This window comes from Mesoflavibacter sp. CH_XMU1422-2, assembly GCF_037029245.1.
In the GTDB taxonomy this organism is placed as follows: domain Bacteria; phylum Bacteroidota; class Bacteroidia; order Flavobacteriales; family Flavobacteriaceae; genus Mesoflavibacter; species Mesoflavibacter zeaxanthinifaciens.
On sequence record NZ_JAYMEE010000062.1, the window covers coordinates 353,254 to 369,930 of the forward strand.

General features: G+C 30.4%; 15 protein-coding genes and 1 pseudogene. 13 read left to right on the forward strand and 3 right to left on the reverse strand.

Annotation, left to right across the window (positions count from 1 at the left end; all coding sequences use genetic code 11):
- Positions 1-6: 6 nt before the first annotated feature.
- From WA340_RS10985 to WA340_RS11000, 4 genes are read left to right on the forward strand one after another with little or no spacing between them, the layout of a single operon-like run.
- Positions 7-693 (forward strand): TetR/AcrR family transcriptional regulator, encoded by a 687-nt coding sequence (locus WA340_RS10985; RefSeq protein WP_336129087.1) that lies wholly within the window; start codon positions 7-9, stop codon positions 691-693.
- Positions 686-2,353 (forward strand): peptidase domain-containing ABC transporter, encoded by a 1,668-nt coding sequence (locus tag WA340_RS10990; RefSeq protein WP_336129088.1) that lies wholly within the window; start codon positions 686-688, stop codon positions 2,351-2,353. Before WA340_RS10985 ends, WA340_RS10990 begins: the two co-directional genes overlap by 8 nt.
- A gap of 1 nt (position 2,354) precedes the next feature.
- Positions 2,355-3,707: an HlyD family secretion protein gene (locus WA340_RS10995; RefSeq protein ID WP_106677712.1), complete on the forward strand. Its 1,353-nt coding sequence runs from the start codon at positions 2,355-2,357 to the stop codon at positions 3,705-3,707.
- Between the two features lie 2 nt (positions 3,708-3,709).
- Entirely contained in the window at positions 3,710-5,092 is a 1,383-nt protein-coding gene (locus WA340_RS11000; protein WP_336129089.1) for a TolC family protein, read from the forward strand.
- On the opposite strand, the gene WA340_RS11005 is transcribed toward WA340_RS11000, so the two are convergent.
- Positions 5,085-5,849, reverse strand: coding sequence for a hypothetical protein (locus WA340_RS11005; protein WP_336129090.1), 765 nt, complete (start codon positions 5,847-5,849; stop codon positions 5,085-5,087). The genes WA340_RS11000 and WA340_RS11005 overlap by 8 nt on opposite strands.
- Positions 5,850-6,208: 359 nt before the next feature.
- Between WA340_RS11005 and WA340_RS11010 the strand changes: the two genes are divergently transcribed.
- Positions 6,209-6,340 carry a hypothetical protein gene (locus WA340_RS11010; RefSeq protein WP_336129091.1) on the forward strand — a complete coding sequence of 44 codons (132 nt, stop codon included), beginning with the start codon at positions 6,209-6,211 and terminating at the stop codon, positions 6,338-6,340.
- A gap of 36 nt (positions 6,341-6,376) precedes the next feature.
- Here the strand turns inward: WA340_RS11010 and WA340_RS11015 are convergent, their stop codons facing one another.
- Positions 6,377-8,353, reverse strand: coding sequence for an alpha-ketoacid dehydrogenase subunit alpha/beta (locus WA340_RS11015; RefSeq protein WP_336129092.1), 1,977 nt, complete (start codon positions 8,351-8,353; stop codon positions 6,377-6,379).
- 135 nt (positions 8,354-8,488) lie between these two features.
- Between WA340_RS11015 and WA340_RS11020 the strand changes: the two genes are divergently transcribed.
- From WA340_RS11020 to WA340_RS11040, 5 genes are all read left to right on the forward strand, one after another.
- On the forward strand, positions 8,489-9,436 hold the full coding sequence (locus WA340_RS11020) for an isopenicillin N synthase family dioxygenase (RefSeq protein ID WP_336129093.1): 948 nt from the start codon (positions 8,489-8,491) through the stop codon (positions 9,434-9,436).
- A gap of 71 nt (positions 9,437-9,507) precedes the next feature.
- Complete coding sequence (locus tag WA340_RS11025; protein ID WP_336129094.1) at positions 9,508-9,834, forward strand: translation initiation factor; 327 nt, start codon at positions 9,508-9,510, stop codon at positions 9,832-9,834.
- 3 nt (positions 9,835-9,837) lie between these two features.
- A complete protein-coding gene (locus WA340_RS11030) occupies positions 9,838-10,770 on the forward strand; it encodes a DUF1835 domain-containing protein (RefSeq protein WP_336129095.1) in 933 nt (310 codons plus the stop codon).
- Positions 10,770-11,639: a nucleoside phosphorylase gene (locus WA340_RS11035; protein ID WP_336129096.1), complete on the forward strand. Its 870-nt coding sequence runs from the start codon at positions 10,770-10,772 to the stop codon at positions 11,637-11,639. Before WA340_RS11030 ends, WA340_RS11035 begins: the two co-directional genes overlap by 1 nt.
- A 61-nt stretch (positions 11,640-11,700) precedes the next feature.
- On the forward strand, positions 11,701-12,555 hold the full coding sequence (locus tag WA340_RS11040; protein ID WP_336129097.1) for a substrate-binding domain-containing protein: 855 nt from the start codon (positions 11,701-11,703) through the stop codon (positions 12,553-12,555).
- A gap of 201 nt (positions 12,556-12,756) precedes the next feature.
- Here the strand turns inward: WA340_RS11040 and WA340_RS11045 are convergent, their stop codons facing one another.
- The gene (locus tag WA340_RS11045) at positions 12,757-13,422 is read right to left on the reverse strand and encodes a uracil-DNA glycosylase (RefSeq protein WP_336129098.1); all 666 of its coding nucleotides are present in this window, start codon (positions 13,420-13,422) and stop codon (positions 12,757-12,759) included.
- 347 nt (positions 13,423-13,769) lie between these two features.
- Here WA340_RS11045 and WA340_RS11050 point away from each other — a divergent pair.
- From WA340_RS11050 to WA340_RS11060, 3 genes and pseudogenes are all read left to right on the forward strand, one after another.
- Positions 13,770-15,260, forward strand: a pseudogene (locus WA340_RS11050) (YfcC family protein).
- Between the two features lie 96 nt (positions 15,261-15,356).
- Entirely contained in the window at positions 15,357-15,956 is a 600-nt protein-coding gene (locus WA340_RS11055; RefSeq protein ID WP_336129100.1) for a SatD family protein, read from the forward strand.
- Positions 15,953-16,666: a DUF3307 domain-containing protein gene (locus WA340_RS11060; RefSeq protein ID WP_336129101.1), complete on the forward strand. Its 714-nt coding sequence runs from the start codon at positions 15,953-15,955 to the stop codon at positions 16,664-16,666. The genes WA340_RS11055 and WA340_RS11060 overlap by 4 nt, the downstream gene beginning before the upstream one ends.
- Positions 16,667-16,677: the final 11 nt, after the last annotated feature.

A 16,677-nucleotide genomic window follows, 5' to 3' on the forward strand; every position in this document is an offset into this window, starting at 1 on the left:
TGTTATATGAAAAAGTTACTATCTAATTTAAAAATTACAATTAACGAGAATATCTTTCTAAAAGATCCAGAATCTTCAGATTTAGGAAAACGTATTGTTGAAAACAGCATTTTATTAATTGACGAAATAGGTTTTGACGATTTTACTTTTAAAAAATTAGGCGCCAAAATTGGCTCTAATGAAAGTAGTATATATCGCTATTTTGAAAACAAGCATAATTTACTAGTCTATTTAGCATCATGGTATTGGAGCTGGACTGAATATCAATTAGTATTTGCTATAAACAATATTGCAGATCCTTTAAAAAAATTAGACTTAGCTATAGAAGTTTTAACAAAGACTACAACTTTAGATAGTACTTTTAAGCATATAGACGAAGTTGTTTTAAAACGCATTATTATTCACGAATACAGTAAGTCCTATCTAACAAAACAGGTCGATTTAGATAACGATGAAGGTTACTTTTCGATTTACAAAAGACTAGTTATTAGACTTAAAGAATTAATACAAGAAGCAAATAAAGACTATAAATATGCTTTTTGTTTAGCTAATACAGTTATAGAAGGATCTTTACATCAGCAATATTTAAAAGATCATTTTAAATCCATTTCTGGATTAAAACCAAACGAAGCTCCGACAGAATTTTATAAAGATTTAGTGTTTAACACTTTAAATATTTCACCTAATGAGTAAAAAAATATTAACAGCATGGCAGCGCTTTATTAACCTGTTAAAGCTTGATAAAAAAGATTTAAAACAAGTTTTTTTCTACGCCATTTTTGCTGGATTAGTTAACCTATCTTTACCTTTAGGTATTCAGGCAATTATTAATTTGTTACAAGCAGCTCAAGTAAGTACATCTTGGATTGTTTTAGTCATCTTAGTAACCTTAGGAGTCATATTTGTTGGTGTTTTACAATTAATGCAAATACGAATAATAGAAAATATTCAGCAAAAAATATTTACAAGAGCATCTTTTGATTTTGCATATCGATTACCAAAAATTAAAATGAGCGCATTAAGAGGTTATTATCCTCCAGAACTAGTCAATCGTTTTTTTGATACCGTTATTGTACAAAAAGGATTAGCTAAGATTTTAGTAGATTTTCCTGCTGCTATACTTCAAATTATATTTGGACTATTACTACTATCATTTTATCATCCATTTTTTATCATATATGGTGTATTACTTATAGTGTTGATGTATATTGTATTTAAATATACTGCAGAAAAAGGCTTAAAGACAAGTATAAAAGAATCAGACCACAAATACCGTGTTGCACATTGGTTAGAAGAAATAGCAAGATCTATAGTTAGTTTTAAACTTTCTGGAAAAACAAATTTAGCGCTTTCTAAAAACGACCAATTAGTCACCGATTATTTAGACGCAAGAGAATCTCACTTTAAAGTACTGGTTATGCAATTTATGCAATTAATTGGTTTTAAAGTCTTAGTAACATTTGGACTTTTAGTTATTGGTGGTGCATTGGTTTTAAATCAGCAAATGAATATTGGTCAGTTTGTTGCTGCCGAAATTATTATTCTATTAGTAATTAATTCTGTAGAAAAATTAATACTTGGTTTAGAAACGTTTTATGATGTGCTAACTTCTATTGAAAAATTAGGAAAAGTAGTTGATAAAGAAATAGAGCCACAAGATGGCGAGGTTATAGATTTTGATAATAAAGAATTCAATTTAGAATTTGAAAACATCTATTATGAAGTGCCTGATAAAGAAACACCTATCCTACAAAATATTAACTTTAAAATTAACAATAAAGATAGAATTTTAGTTAACGGGACAAATGGATCTGGTAAGACAAGTTTATTAAAACTAATATCTGGCATCATCCAACCAACAAAAGGAAATGTTTTTGTTAATAATCATTCTCTTGTTAGTTTAAATCTTAATCAATATCGTGCACATTTAGGGCAAACACTAGAAGAAGAAACTCCTTTTGAAGGTACGTTAAAAGATAATATTACTTTTGGTGATCCGTCAATATCAAAGTCAGACTTAGATTGGGCAATACAAAGTGTAGGATTATCTAATTATGTTAAGCACTTACCAAAAGGTTTAAATACTATTTTACGTCCAGAAGGAAAAGAAATCTCTTACACTACAGCTAAAAAAATCATTTTAGCAAGAGCCATAATAAAAAAGCCAAAACTATTAGTTTTAAAAGAACCATTAGATCATTTTGATCAAAAAGAAGCGTCAAAAATAATAGACTTTTTAATAGACAAAAAGCATGATTGGTCATTAATTGTTGTTAGCCAAAATCAACTTTGGGAAAACAAATTAAGTAAAGTAGTATCATTAGATAACGGTCAAATAATTAACAATAAATAAGATGTTAAATATTTCAAATAATAAGCTTGATAATAGGTTAGATTTAACCAAGTACGAGTGCGGTAAAAAAGCATTTGGTAAAGAGCATTTTAAAGCGTTTAACCGCTTTTTAGTAACCTTTGGTGTTGTAGGTATAATAATATTATTTTTACCATGGACCCAAAATATAACAGCAGCAGGTAAGGTTACAACCTTAACACCAGATCAACGTCCACAAACCATACAATCTCCTATACCTGGTCGTATAGAAAAATGGTATGTAAGAGAAGGTGATTTTGTAAAAAAAGGAGATACAATTCTTCATATTTCTGAAATTAAGAATGAATATTTTGACCCTAATTTAGTTGAAAGAACCGATCAACAAATAAAAGCTAAATCTTCTTCAGTTTCATCTTACGGCGAAAAAGTTAAAGCGCTTAACACACAAATAGCTGCTTTAAGTAACGAACGAAAGTTAAAGTTGCAACAAGCAGAAAACAAACTATTACAAGCAAGATTAAAAACCAAAAGTGATAGTATAGATTTTGAAGCTGCAAAAACAAATCTAAATATTGCTGAAACTCAATTTAATCGTACACAACAATTACAGTCGGAAGGTTTAAAAGCAATTACAGATGTAGAAGCTAAACGACTAAAATTACAAGAAACTCAAGCAAAATTAATATCACAAGAAAATAAATTTTTAGCATCTAAAAATGAAATTATCAACGCACAAGTAGAGCTAAATCGTATAGATGCCGAATATGCAGATAAAATTTCAAAAGCAAGAAGTGATAAATTTACTGCGCAATCTAATCAGTTTGACGCCGAAGCTCAAGTATCAAAATTAGAAAGCGACTACACAAATTATTCTATACGTAATGATATGTATTATATCAAAGCACCACAAGACGGTTTTATTAATAAAGCTATAAAAGGTGGTATTGGCGAAACTTTTAAAGAAGGAGAGCAACTAGTAGGTATTATGCCTTCTAAATATGATATAGCTATAGAAACATTTGTAGACCCAATAGATTTACCTTTAGTACATTTAGGAGAAGAATTTAGAGTACAGTTTGATGGTTGGCCTGCCATAATATTTAGCGGTTGGCCTAACGTATCTTATGGTACATACGGTGCAAAAGTTGTAGCTATAGAACGTTTTATAAGTCCAAACGGTAAATTTAGAATACTATTAGCTCCAGATGAAAATGATTATGATTGGCCAGAAGCTATTAGAGTTGGTTCTGGAGCCAGAACAATAGGTTTATTAGAAGATGTGCCTATTTGGTTTGAATTATGGCGACAGCTTAATGGTTTCCCTCCAAATTACTATCAACCTGAAGATGCATCAAACACAAAGACTAAAAAATAAAAATGAAAAACACATTTATTTTCATATTTAGCCTCTTACCTATCCTATTACTAGGTCAAACTTTAGACAGTTTAAGTTATACCGAATATTTAGGTTATGTAAAACAATATCATCCTGTTGCAAAACAAGCAGATTTAAAGTTGGCATCTGGTGAAGCGACTTTACTAAAAGCTCGTGGAGGATTTGACCCTAAAGTTGAAGGTAGTTTTAACGAAAAAGACTACAAAAACACAGAATATTACGAAAGACTAAACGCAACTTTTAAAGTCCCAACATGGTACGGTATAGAGTTAAAAGCAAACTTTGAAGAAAACTCAGGATATTATTTAAATCCTGAAAATACAGTTCCTGAAGATGGTTTATTTAGTGCTGGTGTAGCTTTTTCGGTTGGACAAGGGTTATTTATCAATAAAAGAATGGCAGATTTAAGAAAAGCCAAATTTTTTAGAGAACAAACTGTTGCAGAGCGTAAACTGATGGTTAATGAGGTTATTTATAATGCTTCTTTAGCTTATTTTAATTGGGTTCAAGCCTATAATGAAACTAAAATTTATGAGAATTTTTTAAATAATGCCACAACTAGATTTAACGGTGTAAAGTCAAGTGTTTTAGCTGGTGATAAAGCAGCTATAGATAGTTTAGAGTCTGGCATAACAGTAAAAAACAGAAAATTAGAATTAGAACAAGCTAAGGTTAAATTAATAAAAGCAAGACTTGAAGCTTCAAATTACATTTGGCTAAACCAAACACCTGTAGATATTAGCGAAACTGTAAAACCAATAACAATTAATGAAGAAGAAATTGATAATGTTTTAGCTTTAAATCAATTAGAAAGTTTTCAGTTAAATAATCATCCAAAACTAATTGCTTTGCAAAGAAAAATAGATGGTTTAGGCGTAGATCAAAAATTAAAAGCTAATAAATTACTACCTAAAATAGATTTAGAATATAATTTTTTAACCGAAACACCAGATATTTCAAATTCCTTTAATTCATCAGCATACAAAGCAAAAATAAGTGCTGCTTTTCCTTTGTTTTTAAGGAAAGAACGAGGTGATTTAAAACTATCTAAACTAAAAGTACAAGATGCTAATTTTGAATTATCTGATACCGAATTACAATTAAAAAATAAAATAGATGCCATTACTAAAGAGTTAGAATCTTACGTTACACAAAACAAACTTATTAAAGACATAGTTCAAGATTATGATGCTATGCTAAAAGCAGAAGAACGTAAATTTAGTTTTGGAGAAAGCTCTGTATTTTTAATTAATACACGAGAAAATAAACTGATAGAAGTTCAGGTAAAAGCTGTAAAATTTGAAAATAAATTTCTTTCAACTAAAGCAAAATTGTTTAATAGTTTAGGTGTATTACCTAATTAGATTTATTATTTGTAGTTTGTGTAGAATCATTTTTTTCTACACTTTGAGACTTTAGTTTTAGCGGACTATCTTTTTCTTTTACTACAATAATCGTTGCTTTTACACCTGTTGCTAAGTTCCATTGGTTAACAGCAATAACATTTCCAAATTCATCTAAAACCTGAAACTCTGCTGTGTTAGGACCAGAAGTACCTTGGTTTAAAGCTAAAAAGTCTATTTCATTAATACCTTCATCTAAAGGTAAGAGCAAGCCATTAAATCCAGATGTTAAAACAACACTAGGTACAACAATGTCTTTATTGATAAATACTCTAATTTTATCACCATCAGGATATTGATGATCACGATAAATGATATTTACGGCTTTTGCTGTGGTACGATATTCACCTAAAAACTGATTAACTAAGCTACCGTTATTACTTTTTTCGTCGTCTTCTTTAAATTTTAATTGTCTATCCAGTTTTTTTTTAAATAATTCACCAGGATTTCTCAAATTATTTTTTTCTACCATAGAAAATTCTTTTTTAGGTAGAGCTTCTGTTTTAGCTTCTTTTGGTGCAGTTACTACATTATCGTTATCGTCTGGTTTTATATCATTTTGCTGCTCTTCTACAGGTTGAATGATTAACTCAGGATCATCTTTTGGGTCTTCAGTGTCTTCAGCAGGTATTGCAATACCAATTCTTTCACTATCAATTTGAGAAAAACTTGATACTGAAATTGAAAAAAATATTAAGAATGAAATTAAAATCTTCATGTTTAAATTAATTGGTACTAATTTAATTCAAAAACTATACCTAAATACTAAAATTTTATTAATCCTTGTTAATTTACTATTAACACTATGCTTTAAGATTTTTTCTATCTACGTTTTAAAGCAAATATAAATGTTAAAAATTGTTAAATCGCTATTATGTTATACAAAGTACTGTAACATTTTTGTTTTATACTCGTCATACAGGTGTAAATCATTTTAAATCAATCAAATAAAACTATTAATTATGAGAACTTTAAACAACAATCAGTTATCAGAAACATTAAGAGGAACAAAAAGTAACGTTTGGAATAGCAAAAGACGTTATAGACACTAAGCAAATAACAACTAAACCAAGAATCATGAAAACATCAACAGTTATACGAAGACTAAATCAAAATACATTATCTAATGTACATTGTAGCAGAGAAATCTTTAGGTTTAGTTGTACAGAAAACGGGTTATGGCGAGGCGTTAAACGCTATGCACACTAATAAAAAAAGCAAGTGAATTTCACTTGCTTTTTTATTTTAATACTCTAATAATTTTAATAGTTCTTCTTCAAATTTTCCTTTTGCTAAATATTGTTCTTCTAACTGATTTATAAAAGGAATTGGTGTATCTAAACTGGCTACACGTTTTACTGGTGCATCTAAATATTCAAAACAATGTTCCATTATTAAAGATGAAATATCACTAGCAATACCACCAAATAAAGAATCTTCTTGCAGAATAATAGCTTTACCTGTTTTTTTAACAGAAGTATAGATAGCTTCTGTATCTAACGGTTGCAGAGTTCTTAAATCTATAACATCTGCTGAGATATTAGGATGTCCGTCTAAAGTATTTAAAGCCCAATGTACAGCTGCACCGTAAGCAATAATTGTTATATCATTACCTTCTTTTAATAATGAAGCTTTGCCAAATGGTAGTGTGTAGTAATCGGTTGGTACATCTTGTCTAATACTTCTATATAACGCTTTGTGTTCAAAGAATAATACAGGATTTGGATCATTAATAGCAGTAGCTAATAAACCTTTTGCATCATAAGGAAACGCTGGAAAAACAACTTTTAAGCCTGGTGTTTTTGTAAACCAAGCTTCATTAGTTTGACTATGAAATGGTCCTGCAGCAACACCTGCACCACATGGCATACGTAATACCACATCTGCATTTTGGCTCCAACGGTAATGTGATTTTGCTAAATAGTTTACTACTGGATTAAAACCTGAGGTTACAAAGTCACTAAACTGTAGCTCTACAACACTTTTAATACCGGCAATACTTAATCCCATTGCAGATTCTATAATAGCAGATTCACAAATAGGAGTATTACGAACACGTTCTTTACCAAAAGCTTCAACAAAGCCTTCTGTAATTTTAAAAACACCACCATATTCTGCAACATCTTGTCCCATAATTACAAGATCTTCATGACGTTGCATAGATTGTTTTAACCCTTCAGAAATAGCATCAACCAAACGTAATTCTGACATGTTTTCTTTCGGCTTAACTTCTTGGTATTTAAATCCTTGAAAAACATCATTTAATTCAGTACTTAAATTTGGCGTGATTGGTTCTTCCGCGAAAGCGATTTCTAAATGTTCGTTTATTTCGTGTATAATTTCTTCTTTAATTTTAACCTCTTCTTCATCGGTTAAAAGACCTTCATTTTTTAAAAATTCTTGATAGTTTTCAATTGGATCTTTTTTAGCCCATTCGTCCATCAAATCTTGCGGTACGTATTTGGTACCACTAGCCTCTTCATGACCACGCATTCTAAAAGTTTTAAATTCAATTAAAACAGGACGAGGATTTTTACGGATGCTTTCTGTAATTTCAGAAATTTTTGTGTAAACCTCTAAAATATTATTACCATCTATAATGTGGCTTTCCATACCGTAACCAATAGCTCGGTCTGCTAAATTCTCGCAATTGTATTGCTCTTTTGTTGGTGTAGACAAACCATAACCGTTGTTTTCTATACAAAATAGCACAGGTAATTGCCATACAGAAGCAACGTTTAAGGCTTCGTGTATATCACCTTCACTTGTTCCGCCTTCACCTGTAAACACTGTAGTTACTTGGTTTTTGTTTTTTAGTTTAGAAGTTAAAGCAATACCATCTGCTACACCAAATTGTGGTCCCAAATGGCTAATCATACCTACAATCTTATATTGCTGTGTACCAAAATGAAAACTTCTGTCTCTACCTTTTGTAAATCCATTAGCTTTTCCTTGCCACTGCGAGAATAAACGGTATAACGGGATGTTTCTTGTTGTAAAAACACCTAAGTTACGGTGCATTGGTAAAATATACTCTTCGTCTTGCATAGCAGATGTTACTCCTACCGCTATGGCTTCTTGCCCAATACCAGAAAACCATTTACTTATTTTACCTTGTCTAAGTAAAATAAGCATCTTTTCTTCAATTAATCTAGGTTTAAGTAAACGCTTGTAAAGATCTAACAGCGTATCGTTATTTAGGGTTGATTTGTCAAATTTCATTAATAAGCTTTCAAAAATTGAAAATATGATAATATATACTATGCCAAATATAGTATAATTACGAATAAAATAAACTACTGTTTTTGCTTAGTTTTCGTTACATTTGTAGTTAGAAGATTATAATTTTTACACATTATGAATAAAATACCAAGTGTTAATTTAGAGGATTTTCTATCTGATGATCCTAAGAGAAAACAAAAATTTGTAGATGAAATTGGAAAAGCTTACGAAGAGATAGGTTTTGTAGCTCTTAAAGGTCATTTTTTAGACGATAAATTAGTTGACGATTTATACGAAGAAATAAAGAACTTTTTTGAATTACCTGTAGAAACCAAGCAGAAATACGAAATACCTGGAATTGGTGGACAACGTGGTTATGTGTCTTTTGGAAAAGAAAGTGCAAAAGGTAAAAAAGAAGGCGACTTAAAAGAGTTTTGGCACTTTGGACAATACGTAGAAGATGATCCAAAACGCGCCAAAGAATACCCAGAAAATGTAGAGGTTAAAGAAGTACCTAATTTTAACGTAGTTGGTAAAAAAGCTTATCAAACCTTAGAAAAAACAGCTAAGTATGTGTTACGTGCTTTAGCGCTTCATTTAGGTTTAGAAGAAACATATTTTGATAATTATATCCATAACGGAAACTCCATTTTAAGACCAATTCATTATCCTCCAATTACTCAAGAACCTGACAATGCAGTTCGTGCAGCAGCACATGGTGATATTAACTTAATCACTTTATTAATGGGCGCACAAGGTCGTGGTTTGCAAGTACAAAACCATAACGGAGATTGGATTGACGCTATCGCAGAACCAGATGAATTAATGATTAACGTTGGCGATATGTTATCACGTCACACCAATAACAGATTAAAATCTACAATTCACCGTGTTGTTAATCCTCCAAGAGAATTATGGGGAACTTCACGCTACTCTATTCCTTTCTTTATGCATCCAATTAGCGAAATGAAATTAGATGTTTTAGATAGTTGTGTAGATGAAAACAACCCAAAACAATTCGAAGATATTACAGCAGGCGAATTCCTAGACGAGCGTTTAAGAGAATTAGGATTAAAAAAATAGTTTTCAGTCGCAGTCACAGTTGTTTCTTCCAAATAATTGTGACTGCAAACTGATACTGTAAACTGAACAACATGGACTTACAAGACCAATTAAAAAACTTATTTCCTGATCACGTACCAGAAGAAACCGAAGAACAGCAAGAAGAAAGCAATATTTGGTTACAAGACGATCCGATAATTTGTAAATACGAAAAACGTAAAGGAAAACCTATTACCATTTTAGAAGGATATACTGGCGCTGATGAAGATTTTAAACTATTAGCTAAAGAGCTAAAACAAAGACTAAGTGTTGGTGGTAGTTTTAAAAACGATAAAATTATAATTCAAGGTGATTATCGTGATAAAATCATGGAAATCTTAAAAGAAAAAGGCTTTAATGTAAAACGTGTTGGAGGTTAAATTATGAGTAAAAAAACGTTTCATATCACTAATGGTGGTGTATTAACAGAATATTTAACCAAGTTAAATTTTGAGGGAGAACTAATGACATGGCACGAAATGCTATGTGTTGGACCAACTACAAAAGAAATAGATAACGACAATTTTTTCAACTTAAGAAAAGAGTTTATTGAGTCTACCTACAACATTCCATATAAAGAAGAAGTTTTTAGAAAAGAGCTTGATAAAATTTCAAAACTAGAAGATTACGAAGAAGTTATCCTTTGGTTTGAATACGATTTGTTCTGTCATATCAACATGATTGCAGCCATTAGTTTATTAAAGCAAAAAATGTGTAGACTACCTATTTTTCTTGTTAATTGCGGAAAAGTAAAAGGCGAAAAACAACTTAAAGGCTTTGGTGAGTTAACTCCAGAACAAATTCAGTTAAATTACGAAAACAGAATTCAATTGAATGTTGACGATATTGCTTTTGCTCAAAAAGCATGGCGTATTTACTGCGAAAACGACCATAATTTATTAAAAGAATTAATCGTACGTCCATCAAATTATATTTACATGAGTAACTGTTTAAAAGCGCACATGAAGCGTTTTCCAGATACAAGAACAGGCTTAAATATGATGGAATACAACCTTTTAAAGCTAATTAACGAGTACAAAATAAAAGACCGTCATCATTTATTAGGTTATGGCTTACATTATCAAGGCTATTATGGCTACGGAGACATACAAATAGAGCGTATTATAAATAATATTTCGCTTTTTTATGATGAAACCGAAGAGCAGTTAGTGCTTAATAGAAACGGATTTTTAGCTTTAGAGCATCAGCAAAACTTCTTTGAAGAAATGAAATCAGACTTCCAATTTGGAGGCGTAAAAAAATCAGATTTTCAGTATTTAAAAACTGAAAGTAAATTAGTTAATACCATTAAATAATGGCAATTCAAGAATCAGAATTAATTTTAAATCCAGATGGTAGTGTTTATCATCTTAATTTAAAACCAGAACATATATCAGATACCATCATCTTTGTTGGTGATCAAGACCGAGTAGAAAAAATAACAAAACACTTTGATAGCGTAGAAGTATCTATTCAAAAAAGAGAATTTAAAACACAAACGGGCACTTACAAAGGAAAACGCTTAACCGTTATTTCTACAGGTATTGGACCAGATAACATAGATATTGTCTTAAATGAATTAGATGCTTTAGTAAACATAGATTTAAAGACTAGACAACCTAAAGAAAATCTAACATCATTAAATATTGTACGTGTTGGTACTTCTGGCTCTTTGCAAGCAGATATACCTGTAGATTCATTTTTAATGTCATCGCATGCATTAGATTTAAATGGAATGCTACACTTTTATCAGATAGATAATATTAGTAATCCAGAAATCGAAGATGCCTTTATAAACTTTACAAATTGGGACAGTAAAAAAGCACGTCCAATTATCATAAATAATAGTAAAGCTTTAGAAATACAATTTGAAGGGTCAAATATTTTTAAAGGCATGACAGCAACAGCTGGTGGATTTTACGGTCCACAAGGTAGAGTGTTAAGATTACCTCTTTTTGATGCAGATTTAAATAATAAAATGGACACATTTAAACATGATGGTTTTAGAGTAACAAACCTAGAGATGGAAACATCTGTAATTTACGGTCTATCAAAACTTTTAGGCCACAATGCACTATCACTTAATGCAATAATTGCAAATCGTGCTAATGGTACTTTCAGTAAAGATCCAAAAAAAGTAGTCGAAAACTTAATAGAATATACACTTAATAAGTTTGTGGAGTAATTAAACTTTATAAATATATCTAAGAATTTCGCTTTCGCGGTAAAACATAAGAATACATTAAATGAAACAAATAAACATTGGTGGCGTACCAGAACATTTCAATCTGGCTTGGTATTTAGGCTTAAAAAATGGAGAATATAAAGATGCAGGCATAAATCTACGTTGGAAAGACTATTTTGGAGGAACAGGCGCAATGAACAAAGGTTTACGCGATGGTGATATAGATATGGCTGTTATCTTAACAGAAGGTATTATTAAAGATATAATAGCAGGTAATAAGTCTAAAATTGTTCAAGTCTTTGTAGAGTCGCCATTAATTTGGGGAATTCACGTCGCTTCTAAATCAGATTATAATACAATAGAAAATCTTAAAGGTACAAAAGCAGCAATAAGTAGATACGGATCAGGCTCTCATTTAATGGCTTATGTTAACGCAAAAAATAATAATTGGGATTTAGAAAAAGATCTTAATTTTGAGGTTATTAAAAACTTAGATGGCGCTGTTAAAGGTCTTACAGAAGGTAAAGCCGATTATTTTATGTGGGAAAAATTTACCACAAAACCTTTAGTAGATAACGGTACATTTAGACGTGTTGGTAATTGTCCTTCTCCTTGGCCATGCTTTGTAATAGCTGTTAGAGAAGAGTTTTTAAAAACTAACAAAGAAGACGTAAAAACCATTTTAGATATTGTAAACGCTACTACTTCAGAGTTTAAAGAAATACCAAGTATTGATCGTATGATTGCTAATAGATATGAGCAAGAATTAGAAGATGTACAAGAATGGTTAAGTCTTACCGAATGGAGCCAAGAAAACATCTCTGAAGCGACAATAAAAAAAGTACAAGATCAACTATTTGATTTAAATATTATAGATGAAAAATGGAGTTATAAAGACCTTGTTGCCGAATTGTAGAATATGAAAACAATTGTTAAAATATTCGGCTTAGCACTACTCTATCTTTTTATAGTTTATCTTTTAATTAAAATCTCCTTTTCTTTATTTGACTCAAAAACAAATACAACTGAATTATCATCAACACTTTGGTTTCAGCTCATAGTCTATTTTATACCGTTAGTTATAGTAATTTTGATTGGTAAACGTGTTTTAAAATAATTACCACTCTATCTCCTCTAATCCATTGTTCTTTAAAATAGCATTAGTCTTACTAAAGTGTTTATTCCCAAACCAGTACCCACGATTAGCACTTAAAGGCGATGGATGACCTGATGTTAAAACATGATGTTTTTCACTGTCAATTAGTTTGACTTTTTTCTTAGCAAATCCGCCCCAAAGTAAAAATACAACACTTTCTTTGTGTTCACTTATGGTTTTGATTACAGTATCTGTAAAGGTTTCCCAACCATGTTTTTGATGGCTACCAGCTTCATGCGCTCTAACAGTTAACGTTGCATTTAATAAAAACACACCTTGCTCTGCCCAACGTTCTAAATTTCCACTTTTTGGATATGTTTTTTTTACATCTGTTTCAATTTCTTTAAAAATATTAACTAAAGATGGCGGATGCGCAACACCATCATTAACACTAAAACACAATCCATTGGCTTGATCGTAATTATGATACGGATCTTGACCAATAATAACGACTTTTAATTGATCTAACGTACATTTTTTAAACGCATTAAATATTAGGTTTTCTGGCGGAAAGCATTGATATTCTCTATATTCTTCCTTTACAAATTCGGCTAATTTTTTAAAATACGGTTTATCAAATTCGTCTTGTAAAATAGCGTTCCAACTTGGGTTAATATCAACGTTCATAAGTTTGTAAATAAAATGGTAGTCTTCTAAATACTGAAGTGCTTTCAAAGATAAAAATAATACTATCTTTATTTTTTAAAAATGTTTGTCATTTCGATCTTAAGAAAGAAATTACAGCACTTATTGCAACAAGCATTATGAGATATCTCACATGCGTTCGATATGACAAAATAAAATAAGTCATTTCGACTGAAAAGGAGAAATCGCATTATTTAGAAAAAGCATTATGCGATATTTCATATACATTCGACATGACAACATAAATTAATTGTCATGCTAAGCTTGTCGAAGCATCTTTAAATTAAAATTTAAAATAGTTCTCAGATTATAATAAGTATTTAATACATATGAAAAAACTAAAATTCCCTTCAGCACAAACCATTTTACTAATCATTGCAGGATTAGTAACTTTATTAACTTGGGTTATTCCTGCAGGTAAATATGAAACTTTAGGCTATAACAGTGCTGACAACACATTTACTAAAATTGGTATCACTGAAACTGAAAATTTACCAGCAACTCAACAAACTTTAGAAAACTTAAATATTAAAATTCCTCTAGAAAAATTTACAAACGGAGATATTTATAAACCAATAAACATCCCAAATACTTATCATCAATTAAAAGCCAAGCCACAAGGCTTTTTTGATTTTGTAAAATCGCCAATTAAAGGAGTTATAGAAGCAGCAGATATTATTTTTTTAGTACTAATTATTGGTGGATTAATTGGTATTATTAATAGTACAGGAGCTTTTGACGCGGGAATTGGTTGGTTGGCTAACGCATTAAAAGGACGCGAATTTATCCTAATCATATTTGTAACAATATTGGTTGCTGCTGGTGGAACAACCTTTGGTTTTGCTGAAGAAACTATTGCCTTCTTCCCTATTTTAATTCCTGTGTTTTTAGCAGCTAGATATGATGCTATTGTTGGTATTGCTTGTATTTTTTTAGGGAGTACAATTGGTACCATGTGTTCTACAGTTAATCCGTTTAGTGTTATTATAGCAAGCGATGCTGCTGGTATTAGCTGGACAACAGGTATTTGGGGAAGATTTATAATGCTTTTAGCATGTTTAACCATCTCATTAATATATATCATACGTTATGGTAAACGCGTACAAAATGATCCTACTAAATCTATAGTTTACGACCAGCAACAACAAATCGCAGCGCTATTTAAACATGACAAAAAGAAAGTTAATTTTAATAGCAGATTACGTTTAGCCTTATTTGTATTTGCATTATGTTTTGTAATTATGATTTATGGTGTTGTCTTTTTAGAATGGTGGTTTATAGAAATGACTACTACATTTTTAGTTGGATCAATTATTATAGGTGTTATTGCAAAAATTAATGAAAGTGATTTTATAGATACTTTTATTAGAGGCGCAAGTGATTTATTAGGTGTTGCATTAATTATAGGTATTGCTCGTGGTGTGACTGTAATTATGGCTGATGGTTTGATAAGTGATACTTTATTGTTTTATGCAAGCTCTGCAACAGAAGGCATGAATAAAGGTGTTTTTGCAAGCGCTATGACTGCAATCTACGCAGGCTTATCATTTTTTATACCTAGTAGTTCTGGTATGGCTGTGTTGACTATGCCTATTATGTCTCCGTTAGCAGATAGCGTGGGAATTGGAAGAGAAATTGTAGTTAATGCCTACCAATATGGTATGGGATTATTTTATATGATTAACCCTACAGGTTTAATATTAGCCTCTTTAGCAGTAGTAAAAATTGGTTTTGATAAATAGTTAAAGTTTATAATGCCTCTATTTATTACTCTAGTTGTTTTTACATTAATTGTGATGACCATATCTTGCTACTTATAATTATAGTCTTATATAACGATATTTTAAAATATCGGTTTATAAGACGATTTTTTTGGTAATCGTATTTTAAAACGATATCTTTATAAAAAATTATACATGATAGCAGTATTAACAGGAGATATTATTAACTCTAGACAAGGTCAAACATCGTTGTGGTTAAATCAACTAAAGTCAACACTTAATCTTTATGGACAGACACCAAAAGATTGGGAAATATTTAGAGGCGATAGTTTTCAATTAAAAACAAATCCAGAAAATGCTTTATATATAGCTTTGCATATTAAGGCTGTAATAAAACAAGTAAAACCTTATGATGTACGCATAGCAATAGGTTTAGGAGAACAATCTTATAATAGTAAAACTATATCTGAATCTAACGGAACTGCTTTTGTTAATTCTGGTGAAGGTTTTGAATCTCTTAAAAAACAAACATTAACAGTTGTATCTGAAAACAAAAAATGGGACAACACGATTAATATTATGATTAATCTAGCTTTGTTAACAGCCAATAGTTGGAGTAATACTGTTGCAAAGGTAATTAGTACAGTGATAGAAAATCCTGAAAAAAACCAAAATGAAATTGCTTTACTTTTAGGAAAATCTCAAAGCACCATTAGCGAAGCTTTAAAAAGAGGCGGATATGAAGAAATTATGCAGTTAAACGCGTTCTATAAAGAACAAATCTTAAACCTATGATTGTACTTTTATTAAAACTATTATTAGCTCACGTAATTGGTGATTTTGTGTTACAACCAAAAAAATGGGTCAAGCAAAAAAATAAAAAGAAGCATAAATCAAAATACCTTTACTTTCATGTCCTTATACATGCTTTAGCCTTAATAATTCTTTTAAAGTTTAAATTTAGTTTCTGGATAGGTATTTTAGTTATTACAGTATCTCATTATATAATAGATTTAATAAAACTCTATTTAAATAATAAAATAAAAGCACACTATCTGTTTATTGCAGACCAGATAGCACATATTATAATAATACTAATTGTTTCAGCTTTATATACAAACTATAAGTTTGATATTAATATTATTTACTCTAAAGAAGTCATAGCTTTGTTATTAGCATTAATGACATTAACTTCAGTTTCTTCAGTAATTATGCAACTAATAATGAATAAATGGAAGTTAGATGAAGACGATGCAGAAAACTCTTTAGATAAAGCAGGAAAATACATAGGCATACTAGAGCGTTTGTTTGTCTTTGGATTTATCGTGTTAAATCAATGGAGCGCTATTGGGTTGCTAATAACTGCAAAATCTGTATTTAGATTTGGTGATTTATCTAAAGCTAAAAACAGAAAACTTACCGAATATGTTCTAATAGGAACCTTGTTAAGCTTTGGTATCGCTATAGCTGTTGGTTTACTATTTAATTTTGTTATAAAAAATTAGTAGATCAAGTA

Excerpts from the sequence above, each read along its gene's own strand:
- WA340_RS10985 (WP_336129087.1), top strand. The coding sequence starts at position 7 with ATGAAAAAGTTACTATCTAATTTAAAAATTACAATTAACGAGAATATC.
- WA340_RS10990 (WP_336129088.1), top strand. The coding sequence starts at position 686 with ATGAGTAAAAAAATATTAACAGCATGGCAGCGCTTTATTAACCTGTTA.
- WA340_RS10995 (WP_106677712.1), top strand. The coding sequence starts at position 2,355 with ATGTTAAATATTTCAAATAATAAGCTTGATAATAGGTTAGATTTAACC.
- WA340_RS11000 (WP_336129089.1), top strand. The coding sequence starts at position 3,710 with ATGAAAAACACATTTATTTTCATATTTAGCCTCTTACCTATCCTATTA.
- WA340_RS11005 (WP_336129090.1), bottom strand. The coding sequence starts at position 5,849 with ATGAAGATTTTAATTTCATTCTTAATATTTTTTTCAATTTCAGTATCA.
- WA340_RS11010 (WP_336129091.1), top strand. The coding sequence starts at position 6,209 with ATGAAAACATCAACAGTTATACGAAGACTAAATCAAAATACATTATCT.
- WA340_RS11015 (WP_336129092.1), bottom strand. The coding sequence starts at position 8,353 with ATGAAATTTGACAAATCAACCCTAAATAACGATACGCTGTTAGATCTT.
- WA340_RS11020 (WP_336129093.1), top strand. The coding sequence starts at position 8,489 with ATGAATAAAATACCAAGTGTTAATTTAGAGGATTTTCTATCTGATGAT.
- WA340_RS11025 (WP_336129094.1), top strand. The coding sequence starts at position 9,508 with ATGGACTTACAAGACCAATTAAAAAACTTATTTCCTGATCACGTACCA.
- WA340_RS11030 (WP_336129095.1), top strand. The coding sequence starts at position 9,838 with ATGAGTAAAAAAACGTTTCATATCACTAATGGTGGTGTATTAACAGAA.
- WA340_RS11035 (WP_336129096.1), top strand. The coding sequence starts at position 10,770 with ATGGCAATTCAAGAATCAGAATTAATTTTAAATCCAGATGGTAGTGTT.
- WA340_RS11040 (WP_336129097.1), top strand. The coding sequence starts at position 11,701 with ATGAAACAAATAAACATTGGTGGCGTACCAGAACATTTCAATCTGGCT.
- WA340_RS11045 (WP_336129098.1), bottom strand. The coding sequence starts at position 13,422 with ATGAACGTTGATATTAACCCAAGTTGGAACGCTATTTTACAAGACGAA.
- WA340_RS11055 (WP_336129100.1), top strand. The coding sequence starts at position 15,357 with ATGATAGCAGTATTAACAGGAGATATTATTAACTCTAGACAAGGTCAA.
- WA340_RS11060 (WP_336129101.1), top strand. The coding sequence starts at position 15,953 with ATGATTGTACTTTTATTAAAACTATTATTAGCTCACGTAATTGGTGAT.